Raw genomic sequence first — 12,003 nt, 5'->3', positions numbered from 1 at the left:
GAAGTGGTCTTTCGGGCTGCTCGGGCGCAGCCGCCCCAGGTGTCCCGCGGGTCGCCTGACGTGGGGCGGCGTCTGCCATCATCGACGCGTCGCCGTGCGGGACCAGGGCACGGACCGGTCGATGAGGAGGCTCGTGAAGCGCCCGACGATGAAGGACGTGGCCCGCGCGGCGGGAGTGAGCCCCATGACCGTCTCGCGCGCCGTCTCGGGCGAGCCGGGGGTCTCACCGGACACCGCTGCCCGAGTCGAGCAGGCGGTGCGGCAGTTGGGCTACCAGCGCAATGACAACGCCCGCAATCTGCGGCAGAAGAGCCTGCGCACGTCCACCATCGGGCTCGTCGTCGACGACTTGGCCAACCCGTTCTACGCGCTCATGGCCCGCTCCGTCGAGGACCAGGCCCATCGGCGCGGCTTTCTCGTGCTGGTCGGCAGCACCAATGACGAACCGAGCCGGGAACGGGAGGTCATAGGCGCCTTCACCGCCCGCCAGGTGGACGGCCTGATCCTGGTGCCGACCAACGGCAGCCACGGCTTCCTCAAGCAGCCGATGGAGGGCGGCACCTGCGTCGTCTGCGTCGACCGGCCCGCGAACGGGCTGCCCGTCGACACCGTCACCGTGGACAACCGCGCCGGGGCCGAACGGGCCGTCAGTCATCTGCTCGGCCACGGACACAGCCGGATCGCCTATCTCGGCGACCGGTTCGACATCTGGACCCAGCGCGAACGCCACGCCGGCTACCGCGACGCCCTCGCTTCCCACGGCATACCCGAGGACTCCGCCCTCGTACGCCACGAACTGCGTTCGCAGTCCGATGCCGCGGCCGCCCTGGCCGAGCTACGGACGCTTCCCGATCCCCCGACGGCACTGTTCACGACCAACGACCTCATCACCATGGGCGTGATGGACGGACTCGGCGGGCCCGACCCCGTCGCCCTGGTCGGCTTCGACGACTTCCCGCTCGCCAACCGGCTCAGCCCACCGCTCAGCGTCGTCAGCCAGGACCCGGTCGCGCTCGGCGCCACTGCTGCGGGCCTCCTGTTCGCCCGGATCGACGGCGACCGCTCCGCTCCCCGCTCGGTCGTCCTGCTGACCCGGCTCATCGTGCGCGGCTCCGGCAAGGGGATTCACACTTCCCGTATAAGGCATCGATAAACACATGCGTCGCGGGCGTGTGGAGTGGCGTTCGGGGGGCATTCGGTGGCTTGGAGGTTGATAACTATGGTTCCCCTGCTTCTCGTTCTTCTGCTGGCTCTGATCCTTTTCGGTGCGGGTTTCGCACTCAAGGCACTGTGGTGGATCGCCATCATCGTGCTGGTCGTATGGCTCGTCGGGTTCATTGCCCGTCCCAAGGGAGGTAGCGGCCGCTGGTATCGCTGGTAGCCGCAGGCCGGCCGTCAGCACATGACGACGTGTGGGCTCCACGCCGCAGAAAAGGGCGTGGAGCCCACACGTATGCCGAGGGCGCGTCACATGCCCTGCCACCATGCGCGTGCGTGAAATGCGGCGCGCCTGTTTTTGATCCGGAAACAGGCGGATCGGGAAACAGGCGGATCGGGAAACAGGCGGATCGGGAGACAGGCGATTGAATTGCTTGGGCGACGGCCTGCGCACACATGCTCCCGCCCCATACCGTCCCGCACAAGGTCCGGCGGATTCGCGTGCCTGGCTCGCCACCGTTCCACGAAATGACCCACTCAGCCCGGCAAACGTTCGCGTCCTGAGCACGGGCGGAGCAACCCCTCGGGCAGATAGGGCGACCGCAGCGGGACACGCCAGCCGATACGGCGGGCATGACAGGCGAGCCCGAGCACATCGAGGTTGACGGCCGCCTCCACGTCCCTGCCCCGGTCCCCCACCGTGTAGTGCTCACGGTGTTCCTCCAGGGCGTCCGCCATGGCGAGGGCGAAACCCTGCTGGTCGCCCTGGACCAGCTGGGACAGCAACACGATCGGCGGAGCCAGGAAACTGCCGCCGCCCGTCCGGGCAAAGACCTCAAGGGCGTGGTCCATCGCCGGTTCGGGGGCGACACCGCGCAGATAGTCGTGGAGCGCCGCGCAGTACGCCCCGCCCGGTGACGGCTGGTCGCCCTCGGCGAAGAACTCGGGCTCGATCAGGACGCAGTCGGCCAGCGGCCCGCGCGCGCCGACGGCCAGCGCCAACGCCACGGCCTGCTGCCACTGGTGCGGATTGGGGCGATAGGAGCCGCGCCACGCGGGCAGCGTGCGCGTGGCGCCGCCGATGGAGACCTCCACCTCCGCGCCCGGCTGGGCCCGGGCCACCCGCAGGGCTCCCGCGCCCGCTTCGGCGGCCAGCGACAGGGCCTCGTACAGAGCTGGATCCGCCCCGGCCGGATCGAGCGCCGCCCGCGCAAGGAACCGCCGCCGCTGGTCCGACATGAGGGATGTCAGATCCCTTGCGAGCACCTTCGGATCTTCGTCGAGGTCGTGGAAGCGCGCCATCTCCCGCTCCGCGAAGTCGTCGTACACGCAGGGGTCCGTGGAGTGTGCCGTGCGGGGGTGGGGCGGCCGCTCGACCACCAGGAGGCCTGCGGCGAGCGCGGCCAGTGCGTCGGCGCGCTTGACCCGGCCGTAGGCCCGCACCCGGGGGATGCCCGGGGGGAAACCGGTCACCACGGCCCGCGGCAGGTAGCCGGATTCGATGCTCGGACGCCAGCCCCGCCACCGGTGGGCCAGCGCCATGAGCGCCATGGCGTCGAGCGCGAGCAGGCTGCGCGGCGCCGCGCCTTCTGTGGCCACGCGATCGCGGTACTGCTCCAGCTGCGCTGCCAGGCTCCGGGTGAAGCCCTGCTCGTCGCCCGCCGCCAGAGCGCGCAGGGTGGTCAAGGCGGCTCGATGACCGGGCCAGTCGTCCCCTTCGCCGAGCGTCGCGACCACCATGTCGATCAGCGCGCACTTCTCGATGCCCCGCACCGGACCCGGCATGACCAACTCGTCCGGACCTTCCTCATGCTCAAGGACGTACGCCATCAAGGCGTGGACGAGTGCCACATCGGCCCGCCCCTCGTTCCCACGCCACGGCGGGGCGGCCTCGGTGAACACATCGGCGTCACGGCCCACCGTCCGCGCGACGATCGCCAGATACAGCCCGTCCAGCCACTCGTGGGCGGCGACCTGTCTGCCGCGCTTCGCGTCCCCCTCGCCGTGCCCGAGCGCCCCGCCGTACGACACTCCGGCCCCGGCATAGTCGATGAACACGTCGAACTGCCGCCCGGGAAACCGCGCCAGCCGCACGGCGGCCGCCGCCGCGGTCGCCGCGGAGCCCAGCGCGACCTCCGCGTCCTTGCCGGCCAGGGCGGGCAGCCGCAGGGACCGCGCCCCGAGATAGTCCAGGAAGGCGTCGGCCACGGCCCGCCAGCCCCGCGCCGGATGCTCGTCGTGCCGCATCCGGTGCACGTCCCCCGTGATCCGCTCCGCGAAATCGGCCTCAGCGGCGGCACGCGCCGCCGCGCCGACTCGATGGCGCTCGATCCGCACTGCTGCCTCCCCGCACGTCCCCGTTCGATCTTGCCCTGCCAGCATAGGAAGGGGGTCTGACAGTGCGCCGAGCCGGCGATGGGCGGGGCATGACGGTGGCACACGACAGGCCTGCTGTGCTCTGTCACCATTTGGTCACACGGACGTGCGATCGTGAGGGTGCTCGCTCGGCCACCGGAGCCGCGAAGGGCTCCGGATCGCCTCGGAACCGAGTGCTGCCGACGGGGCCGCTTCGTCTGACCTGGCAGGCCGGCGGCCGACAGCACAGGGCGAGATCAGCGAGGCGGGCTGCACTGCGTATGAACCAGAAGAACGGCGCGAAGGCGGACGGAATGTCCGACGCGGAGCGCGAGAACGACGGCGGCGACGACCGCGAGGCCGGCCCGAAGGGGTCGCCCAGCGCCCCGCCACAGGACCAGCAGCCCACACAGCACGACGATCCGCCCGGTGCACCCCCGACGATGCAGGCGTCGACGCCGACGGAGCCGTCCGACGCGGACGCGCCCGACGCACCGGAAACGTCCGAAGTGCGCGACACACCGGAAACGCCCGGGGCGTCCGAGGCGCCCGCGATTCCCGACGCTCCCGCGACTCCCGTGCCCCCTCAAGCGTCCGAACCGGGCGTACCCGAAACGCCCGGAGCACTGGAAGCGCCGCAGGCGGCCCGAAGCCGCGACGCGTCCGCGGCACCGGAAGCTCCCGAAACGGGCGGAACCCCCGGCGTGCCCAAGGCGCCGCATGCGGGCGGAGCCTCCGACGCGCCCGAGCGACCGGAAGCAGGCGCAGCCCCCAGGGCCGCCACCCCTTCCGAGTCGCCCAGGGCACCCGAGGCACCCGAGGCGTCCGAGGCGCTTCGGCCGGGCGAGGCTCGTCCGGTGAACGGCGGCCCGGCCGCTGAACGTCGGGCAGACACGCGCCCCACGCACACCCAGGCCGCGCAGGCCAAAGCCGAGCACACCCAGGCCGAGCACACCCAGGCCGGACAGCCCAAGGCCGCCCAAGCCAAGGCCGAGCACACCCAGGCCGAGCACACCCAGGCCGGGCAGCCCAAGGCCACGCAGACCCAGGCCGGGCCGGCCCCGGAGGCCGCCCGCAAGGAGTCCGACTCCGAGCGGACGAGCGAGTTCGTCGCCCTGAAGCCGGACCTGCCGCGCCCGGTCGCGCCCCGCCCCGCCACCGCGGCCCCCGCACCGTCATGGGCCGACAGGACACCCGCCCAAGACGTCGGCGGATCGGAGCGCACCCGGGAGTTCGGCGCGCCCCCCAGCGCGTCCGACGACCGCACCATGGCGCTGACCCGGCCGCCGGCCCCCGCCGCGGCACCCGCGAGCGCGTCCGGGGCCGGCGGCGCGGCGGGGCCGCCCCCGCTCGACCTGCTCGCTCAGCTCACGAACACGCCGCCGAAGGCCGAGACCCCGGCCCGTACGGCGGCGCGCAGGGTGAAGATCTGGGGCACGCTCGTCGTGCTGCTCGCCATCGTGCTCATGGTCGTCCAGGCGCTGCGCCCGCTGCCGGCGCCGACGCTCAAGCTCACCACCGCGGCGAGCCACACCGCCGACGGCGGCGCCCTTGCGCTGCCGTGGCCGACGGAGGGGCAGGCCGTGGTCGACATCGCGGGCCTCGGCCGAATGGGCTCGTACGGGGAGATGAAACCGCTCCCCATCGGCAGCGTGGCCAAGGTGATGACCACGTACCTGATCCTGCGCGACCACCCCCTCAAGGCCGGCGACAAGGGGCCCATGATCCCGGTCGACCAGAAGGCGCAGGACGACTACACCAACGGCGTCACGGAGAAGGAGTCGGTGGTCGAGGTCAAGGCGGGGCAGCAGATCTCCGAACTGGAAGCCCTCCAGGCCGTCATGCTGCCCTCGGCCAACAACGTGGCCCGCCTGCTGGCTCGTTGGGACGCGTCGACGGAGGAGGCGTTCATCAAGAAGATGAACGACACCGCCAAGGAATTCGGCATGACCAACACCACGTACACGGACGCGAGCGGCCTGAAGGAAAGCACGGTCAGCACGGCGGAGGACCAGGTCGGCCTGGCGAGGCGGGCCATGGCCATCCCGGCGTTCCGGCAGATCACCAGGCTGCCCTCGTACACCTCGACCACGACGTCCGGCGGCAATACCGTCGAGACGGCGCGGACGCAGCGCAACTTCAACTCGCTCGTCCCGCTGTACGGCGTCGTGGGCATCAAGACGGGCTCGACGACCAAGGCGGGCGGCAATCTGCTGTTCGCCGCGGAGAAGACGGTCGGCGACAGCAAACAGCTGATCATCGGGGCCGTGTTCGGCCAGCACAAGCCGAGCATCATCGAGACGGCGACCGACGCGAGCAAGAGCCTCATCCTGGCGGCCGGCAACGCGCTCAGGAACGAGACGGTGGTGAAGAAGGGCGAGGTCGTCGGCCGGATCGAGGACGGTCTCGGCGGCACGGTCCCGGTCATGGCGGACAAGGACCTGGCCGTCCCCGTCTGGTCCGGCGCTTCCGTCGCGATCAAGCTCACGGACGGCGGTGGGAAGCTGCCGCACAGCGCGAAGGCCGGCACGACGGTCGGCACGCTGACGGTGGGCACGGGTACCGGCGAGGTGAAGGTGCCGGTCTCGCTCAAGGACGACCTGTCCGAGCCGTCGTTCGGCGCGAAGCTCACCCGGCTCGGCTGACCGGCCCGGTTCCGACTGATCTTCCTGAGCCTCAGTGACGCCCGCCGGGATGATGTCCGTCAGGATGATGGGCATGCTGAACGGCGGGCGCACGCAACGGCCGTGCGTCCGGTGCAGGAATCGATTCGGTCCGTACGACAAGGGAGTCCGTGATGACCTCCAGGCTCAGGTTCGGTGCGCGCGGCGCGGGCGGTGCACGGCCCGGGGGTGCGGCCCGGCTCCCGGCGCTGCCGCTCGCCGCGGCGCTGCTCACCGCGATCGTCGCGCTGTACATGGCGCTCGTCGCCTTCGGGAACATCACCGACTTCGACACCAACCGCCAGTTCGTGCGTCATGTCCTGGCAATGGACACGACGTTCAAGGACCCGGACCTCATGTGGCGGGCCATCACCTCGCACACGCTCCAGGACATCGCGTATGTCCTGATCATCGCGTGGGAGACCGTGGCGGCCCTGGTGCTCGTCACGGCGGTCGTCGGATGGGTGGCGGGGCTTCGCGGCCGGACCGGGCTCGATCGCGCCAGGCGGCTGAGCACCGTGGGGCTGCTGATGGTGCTGGTGCTCTTCGGCGCCGGGTTCATAGCGGTCGGCGGGGAGTGGTTCGCGATGTGGCAGTCCAAGTCCTGGAACGGGCTCGACGCCGCCGCCCGCAACTTCACGATGGCGGGCCTCGTCCTCGTACTCGTCCATCTGCCGGGCGCCAACTCATCGGCTGAATAAGGCGGTTGCCGGTGACTGATGGTGTTCACCGGACACCGTGCCGTCACCGCGCTTGAGCCGGCTCGACGATCGGTCGTATGCGAGCGGAGACCGGGCGGATCCGGTCGGCGCTTCAGCGGAAGCGGTTCACTACGTGGACAGACAAGGTGCATAATGCATGTGTAGCCCTTCGCGCGTCCCCCGTCGCGAAGGGCTACACCTGCTTGCCATGACCGATCCGCCGCTACGCGTCGAAGCACGCAGGGCACACCGGCCACTTCGAGCAAGGAACTCCCCTCGTGGCTCCTTGTTCGTGTTTTTTCGAGTTAACAGTGACGTAGAGTGTTTCCGCAAGTCCAGTTCTGACCACGAAGCAAGTTGCTCCGGTTTGTCACCCAGCCTCCATGGCCGAGGGCCCGCGCATCGGCCGGGGCTCTTGTACCAAGGTCGGTTAAAGTACCAATCCGTTGACCGAATCGAACATCGCGCGTCGTCGGGCAGCGCACGAGCGGCGGACGTGGACGTGGACGTGGGGACCCTGATGGACAACGGCGAAGAGCGCGCTCCCGAACTGAGGACGTTGCGGCAGAAGGTCGAGTACATGGTGGACAAGACCTTCCCCGGAGAGAAGATCTCCGGCCGGGTCTTCGCCGACCTCGTCAAGGAGCGCGGTGGCTCCCTCTCCCACAGCTACTTCTCCAACATCCTCGCCGGCAAGGTCACCCACCCGTCGGAGGAGATCCTCAAGGCGCTCGGGCTCGGCTTCGGCGTCGACTGGCGCTTCTTCAAGGACGAGTCCGAGGTGGTCGACGACGTCGTGGCGGGGCTCCAGTTCCTCGCGAAACGGCGCACCGGGGAGATCAGCGGTCTGGCCGGCCGGGGCATCGACGACGACGGACTCGACCCGGAACTGCTCCAGTTCGTCCTCTCACTCCTGGAGGACAACAAGGACAGCAAGGACGGGCGGGACAACGGGCCCGAAGCCGCCCCTGGCGGACAGGCCGGGTAGCGGGCCGCGGGGTGTTCACGATGATTGGCTAGGATCGCAGACCGCATGTCACACACGCGTGACTACGATCAAGAGGTCTCAATGTCCCTGCGCGAGCTGCGGAGAGAGTGCGAAGCCGGACTGGCCGATCTGCCCATCCCGGCCCCCTTCAGCATCCCCGCTCTCGTGGCCAACATGGAAGAGGCCCGCGGCCGCACCATCACGCTGCACGAACTGCCCGACCGGCTGGCTCGCGTGAACGCCGCCTGCGGCCTGCGCCTCAAGTCGGGCGGCACCAGTTTCGTGCTCTACCGACGGCGCCCGACCGCCTACCAGACCCAGCACGTCATCCTGCACGAGCTGTGCCACGAGTGGTTCGACCACGGCACGACCCTGAGCGCGACGCAGCTGCGCCAGTTGCTCCCCGTCTTCAACACCTCGCTGATCCAGCGTGTGCTCGCCCCCGACGAGGCGGTTCTGGCCCCCGACGAGCCGGTCGGGCGGCCCGACCCGGCGGCGGCCGACGCGGACGGCCTGCCTCCCGCGGTCACCGAGGCGATCCGCTCCGGCGGCCCCGTCCAGGCCCGGGCCCAGTACGACACCCACGACGAGCGGATCGCCGAGTTCGGTGCCTCGCTCATTCCCCGGCTGGCCCGCGACGTGACGAGCGACGACATGGTCGGACGGCTCGCCAACTCCCTCTCCCGTCCCGTCGCGCACCGCCGCCGCCGCGGCTTCTTCCGCCGCTCATAGCCCCGTCCGTCTCCCTCACCGTCCCCTCCGTCCCGCCACGTGACCCCGAGGAATACCCGTGACAGCGCTGGACCTTGCCGGCTATCTCATAGCCGGCCTGATGACTGCCGTCGCCCTGTGGAGGATGCCCGCAGCGCTCTGGGGCGACGAGGAGGACAAACGCAGACGCGCCCTGTGGGGCTGTTACGCGGGCTTCGCCGTGGCGCTGTGGACCAAGACGAAGGCCGTACGCATCGGGCTCAACAACAGCCCCGTGGTCGACCTGGCGGTACTGATCAAGCACTACACGGCGACCATCGCCATCCTGGCGATCCTCAGCTACATCGTCGCGATCTACGGCCACTTCCCGGAGGGCGGGGTCATCCCCCGCCATGTGCGGTTCGCCCGGCTGATCCAGCAGGTGGCCACCAAGGCCTCCGTCGCCACGCTGATCCTGCTGACCGTGCTCTTCTTCACCGTCGTCGACCGCTCCTACGCCTCGGACCGGTTCGTCTCCGACCACGCCGGCCAGTGGGGCGCCACGCTCTACATGACCGTGTTCTACCTGTACTTGGGTGCCGCTTCCGCGGTCTGCGCCTACCAGTGGGCGCTCGCCACCGCGGGCGCCGTGGCGCGTCATCTGCGTATCGGGCTCGGCATGATGACGTTCGCCATGTTCATCGGCGTCGGCTACACCGTCAGCCGCACCCTGTTCCTGTGGGTCAGCGTCATCGACCAGCCGAGCCCGGCCTTCGCCCTGAAGTTCGACGAGGTCACCGAAGCCGCCCAGGTCGTCCTGTTCGCGTTCTTCGCGCTCGGCGCCTCGATCCCCGCGTTCAGCAAGGGCTGGCGCCGGGTGCGGCTGTGGCGGGCGCAGGCCAGACTGCACCCGCTGTGGCGGGAACTGATGACGGCCTTCCCCGACCAGCCCTTCGAGCCCCCGGCGTCGCTCACCAGGGAGCTGACCCGCTTCGGCACTCCGGCGGACCTGCGGATCGACCGCTGGGCCGCCGACATCGCGGACGCCGTGGAGAAGCTGCGCCACTACGTGCCGGACGGTCTGCTCCCGGCCGCCAAACGGGCCGCCTCCCACGACAGCCCGACCGCGCAGGACCCGGGACCGCTGGCCGAGGCGTACTGGATCAAGGCGGCCCTCGCCGCCAAGGCCGACGGCGCCACGGCAGGCGACGCCGCGGCCGTCGACACCAAGCACGCCACCGACCAGGACGGCGAAGTCGCCCGCCTGGTACGGGTGGCCGCCGCCTTTCGTACCGTCAACGGCGAACGGGCCCGCGGGGTCCTGAACTCCCTGGAGAAGACCGCGTGAGCGACACTCAGACCGAGACCGAGACCGAGGCCGAGAGCGCGACTGAGACCGCGACCCGCACGACGGCCACGGCCCGCACGACGGCCACCGCCCGCACCGTCACCGACGTCCTACAGCCCCGCAACGTGCTCCTCGTCGGCATGCTCGGGATCGGGCTCGCCGCGGCCGGCGAATGGACCGGGCTGCTGTGGGGGCTGCTCGGCGCGCTGTGCGCCGGGCTCATCCCGGCCGGCTACATCGAATGGGAGCGCAAGCGCGGCACCTGGGGCGACCGGCACGTCGTCGACCGCACCAAGCGTGCACCGATCTTCTTCGTGATCCTCGGCTCGATCGGCGCCGGATCGCTCGTCATGGTGCTCGGCCACGCACCGGCCGGCATCCTGACCGCGATGCTCGCCCTGTGGGTGATGACCATTTTCCTGCTGGCGGTCAACACCGTCTGGAAGATCTCGGTGGACTCCGCCGTCGCGTCCGCCGTCGTCGCGCTGCTCGCGGTGGTGCACTCCCCGTGGTGGCTGCTCGCCTATGCGATCACCGTCGCGGTGTGCTGGTCGCGGGTCGTCCTGAGCTACCACACGGTCATGCAGACGGTCGCGGGCGGCGCCCTGGGCGCGGCCACGTCGGCCGCGTTCCTGTTCGTCTGATCATGCGTCAGGTGGCGTCACGGCGGGCATAGCGGCCGGGCGCCACGCCCACCATCCGCTTGAAGTGGCGGGTGAGATGGGACTGGTCGTAGAAGCCGGTGGCGCGGGCCACGTCACCGGGTGTCCGACCGTCCAGCAGCAGCCGACGGGCCCGCTCGATCCGACGGGACGTCAGGTACTGGTGCGGCGCGATGCCGAACTCCGCGGTGAAGGCACGCACCAGATGCGTGGGGTGCGCGTGCACGAGCAGGGCGGCCTCCGCAAGGGTCACACCGTCGACGACACGGGCGTCGAGCACTTCCCGCAGGCGCCGCGCGATGGACCGGCCGGGCGCCCGCGGCCCGGCCACCTGTCTCGGGCGCAGATGGTCGCGCAGCCGCTCGGCGATGAGCGCGAGCCGGCTCTCGGCCTCCAACTCCTCGCCCCGGCGACCGAGCGCGGTGTGCAACTGCCCGACACGCAGGCGCAGTACGGCGTCCAGCACGTCGGGTCCGTCGACCGCGGGGGCGATGAGGCTGTCGTCGAGCTGGGTCCGCTCCAGGTAGACGACCCGCTTGCGAAAGCCGTCGGCGGTCGCAGGCGAGCCGTTGTGCGGCACGTCCGGCGGAAGGATGGTCACGGCGCCGCCCGGGGTGCCGTGTTCGTGGCGGTCCAGGTCGTAGCGCACCGCACCGTCGTCGACGATCAACAGGGTCCAGCTGTCGTGGACATGCATGGGGTAGGAGTGCTCGGTGAACCGGGCGTGAAAGACCTCGACGACTCCCGCGACCCGGGGGCGCCAAGCGGAGATCTCCTGTCCTGCCGTCATGCAAGGAACGTACAAGACCCTGCGATCGCCGGTCCGGCAGTCTCAGTCCATGACATCAGACAGTGCGCCCGTACGTTTCGACACCAAGATCGCCGTCCTGCTGCGCGACGACCTGGAGACCTGGCAGCGCCTCAATGTGACGGCTTTCCTGGTCAGCGGCCTCGGCACGGAGCTGCCCGAGACGATCGGCGAACCGTACGCCGACGCCGACGCCACTGCGTACCTGCCGCTGTTCCGCCAGCCGGTCATGGTCTTCGAGGGAGGCAAGGAGGTGCTGCGGGCCGCCCACACGCGGACCCTGAGCCGCGATGTTCCGCGCGCGGTGTTCACGAGCGACATGTTCAGCACCGGCAACGACGCGGACAACCGCGCCGCGGTCCGCGCGGTTCGGGGGGCCGACCTCGATCTGGTGGGGATCGCCGTCTACGGACCGCGCAACGCGGTCGACAAGATCCTCAAGGGCGCTCGCATGCACCCGTGACCCGTGCGCCCGTACGCCCGTACGCCGTCAGGGAGGGCGCACCGTCACCGCGAACCCTCCGCCCGGGCCCGCCCGCGCCTCGGCCCCGCCGCCGAGGGCCCGCGCGAGGGAGGACACGAGCGCGAACCGCAGCCCGGCCCCCTCGCAAGGCGGCGCCCCGCCTGCCG

The 12,003-nt window shown here is 70.6% G+C and carries 11 protein-coding genes; 9 read left to right on the top strand and 2 right to left on the bottom strand.

Going from position 1 to position 12,003, the window contains the following annotated elements; genetic code table 11:
* The first annotated feature begins 133 nt into the window (after nucleotides 1-133).
* Both ACGFW5_RS28290 and ACGFW5_RS28285 read left to right on the top strand, forming a co-directional pair.
* Nucleotides 134-1,153, top strand: coding sequence for a LacI family DNA-binding transcriptional regulator (locus ACGFW5_RS28290; protein WP_393837125.1), 1,020 nt, complete (start codon nucleotides 134-136; stop codon nucleotides 1,151-1,153).
* Nucleotides 1,154-1,219: 66 nt separating this feature from the next.
* Nucleotides 1,220-1,381 carry a hydrophobic protein gene (locus ACGFW5_RS28285; protein WP_267054796.1) on the top strand — a complete coding sequence of 54 codons (162 nt, stop codon included), beginning with the start codon at nucleotides 1,220-1,222 and terminating at the stop codon, nucleotides 1,379-1,381.
* 314 nt (nucleotides 1,382-1,695) lie between these two features.
* On the opposite strand, the gene ACGFW5_RS28280 is transcribed toward ACGFW5_RS28285, so the two are convergent.
* On the bottom strand, nucleotides 1,696-3,495 hold the full coding sequence (locus tag ACGFW5_RS28280; protein WP_393837124.1) for an immunity 49 family protein: 1,800 nt from the start codon (nucleotides 3,493-3,495) through the stop codon (nucleotides 1,696-1,698).
* Nucleotides 3,496-3,794: 299 nt separating this feature from the next.
* Here ACGFW5_RS28280 and ACGFW5_RS28275 point away from each other — a divergent pair, with 299 nt between their 5' ends.
* The 6 genes from ACGFW5_RS28275 to ACGFW5_RS28250 all read left to right on the top strand — a co-directional run bounded on the left by ACGFW5_RS28275 (nucleotide 3,795) and on the right by ACGFW5_RS28250 (nucleotide 10,547).
* Complete coding sequence (locus tag ACGFW5_RS28275) at nucleotides 3,795-6,158, top strand: D-alanyl-D-alanine carboxypeptidase (RefSeq protein WP_393837123.1); 2,364 nt, start codon at nucleotides 3,795-3,797, stop codon at nucleotides 6,156-6,158.
* A gap of 152 nt (nucleotides 6,159-6,310) precedes the next feature.
* On the top strand, nucleotides 6,311-6,877 hold the full coding sequence (locus tag ACGFW5_RS28270) for a DUF2165 domain-containing protein (protein WP_393837122.1): 567 nt from the start codon (nucleotides 6,311-6,313) through the stop codon (nucleotides 6,875-6,877).
* A 520-nt stretch (nucleotides 6,878-7,397) separates the two neighbouring features.
* Entirely contained in the window at nucleotides 7,398-7,865 is a 468-nt protein-coding gene (locus ACGFW5_RS28265; protein WP_393837174.1) for a hypothetical protein, read from the top strand.
* Nucleotides 7,866-7,946: 81 nt separating this feature from the next.
* Nucleotides 7,947-8,597: a toxin gene (locus ACGFW5_RS28260; RefSeq protein ID WP_393837173.1), complete on the top strand. Its 651-nt coding sequence runs from the start codon at nucleotides 7,947-7,949 to the stop codon at nucleotides 8,595-8,597.
* Nucleotides 8,598-8,655: 58 nt separating this feature from the next.
* Nucleotides 8,656-9,903 (top strand): MAB_1171c family putative transporter, encoded by a 1,248-nt coding sequence (locus tag ACGFW5_RS28255; protein WP_393837121.1) that lies wholly within the window; start codon nucleotides 8,656-8,658, stop codon nucleotides 9,901-9,903.
* Nucleotides 9,900-10,547, top strand: a complete 648-nt coding sequence (locus ACGFW5_RS28250; RefSeq protein ID WP_393837120.1) for a hypothetical protein — start codon at nucleotides 9,900-9,902, stop codon at nucleotides 10,545-10,547. The genes ACGFW5_RS28255 and ACGFW5_RS28250 overlap by 4 nt, the downstream gene beginning before the upstream one ends.
* Before the next feature lie 7 nt (nucleotides 10,548-10,554).
* Here the strand turns inward: ACGFW5_RS28250 and ACGFW5_RS28245 are convergent, their stop codons facing one another.
* Nucleotides 10,555-11,355 carry an AraC family transcriptional regulator gene (locus ACGFW5_RS28245; RefSeq protein WP_393837119.1) on the bottom strand — a complete coding sequence of 267 codons (801 nt, stop codon included), beginning with the start codon at nucleotides 11,353-11,355 and terminating at the stop codon, nucleotides 10,555-10,557.
* Nucleotides 11,356-11,404: 49 nt separating this feature from the next.
* On the opposite strand from ACGFW5_RS28245, the gene ACGFW5_RS28240 reads away from it, so the two are divergent.
* Nucleotides 11,405-11,836, top strand: a complete 432-nt coding sequence (locus tag ACGFW5_RS28240) for a DUF2000 family protein (protein WP_393837118.1) — start codon at nucleotides 11,405-11,407, stop codon at nucleotides 11,834-11,836.
* Nucleotides 11,837-12,003: the final 167 nt, after the last annotated feature.

This window comes from Streptomyces sp. NPDC048416 (genome assembly GCF_043200435.1).
Classification (GTDB): domain Bacteria; phylum Actinomycetota; class Actinomycetes; order Streptomycetales; family Streptomycetaceae; genus Streptomyces.
Note: the sequence above shows the minus strand (reverse complement) of the source record. Positions and strands in the feature narration are given on the sequence as shown.

What these genes read in the sequence shown, in the direction of transcription:
- ACGFW5_RS28285 (WP_267054796.1), top strand. Translation starts at nt 1,220, where the DNA reads ATGGTTCCCCTGCTTCTCGTTCTTCTGCTGGCTCTGATCCTTTTCGGT.
- ACGFW5_RS28275 (WP_393837123.1), top strand. Translation starts at nt 3,795, where the DNA reads ATGAACCAGAAGAACGGCGCGAAGGCGGACGGAATGTCCGACGCGGAG.
- ACGFW5_RS28270 (WP_393837122.1), top strand. Translation starts at nt 6,311, where the DNA reads ATGACCTCCAGGCTCAGGTTCGGTGCGCGCGGCGCGGGCGGTGCACGG.
- ACGFW5_RS28265 (WP_393837174.1), top strand. Translation starts at nt 7,398, where the DNA reads ATGGACAACGGCGAAGAGCGCGCTCCCGAACTGAGGACGTTGCGGCAG.
- ACGFW5_RS28260 (WP_393837173.1), top strand. Translation starts at nt 7,947, where the DNA reads ATGTCCCTGCGCGAGCTGCGGAGAGAGTGCGAAGCCGGACTGGCCGAT.
- ACGFW5_RS28245 (WP_393837119.1), bottom strand. Translation starts at nt 11,355, where the DNA reads ATGACGGCAGGACAGGAGATCTCCGCTTGGCGCCCCCGGGTCGCGGGA.
- ACGFW5_RS28240 (WP_393837118.1), top strand. Translation starts at nt 11,405, where the DNA reads ATGACATCAGACAGTGCGCCCGTACGTTTCGACACCAAGATCGCCGTC.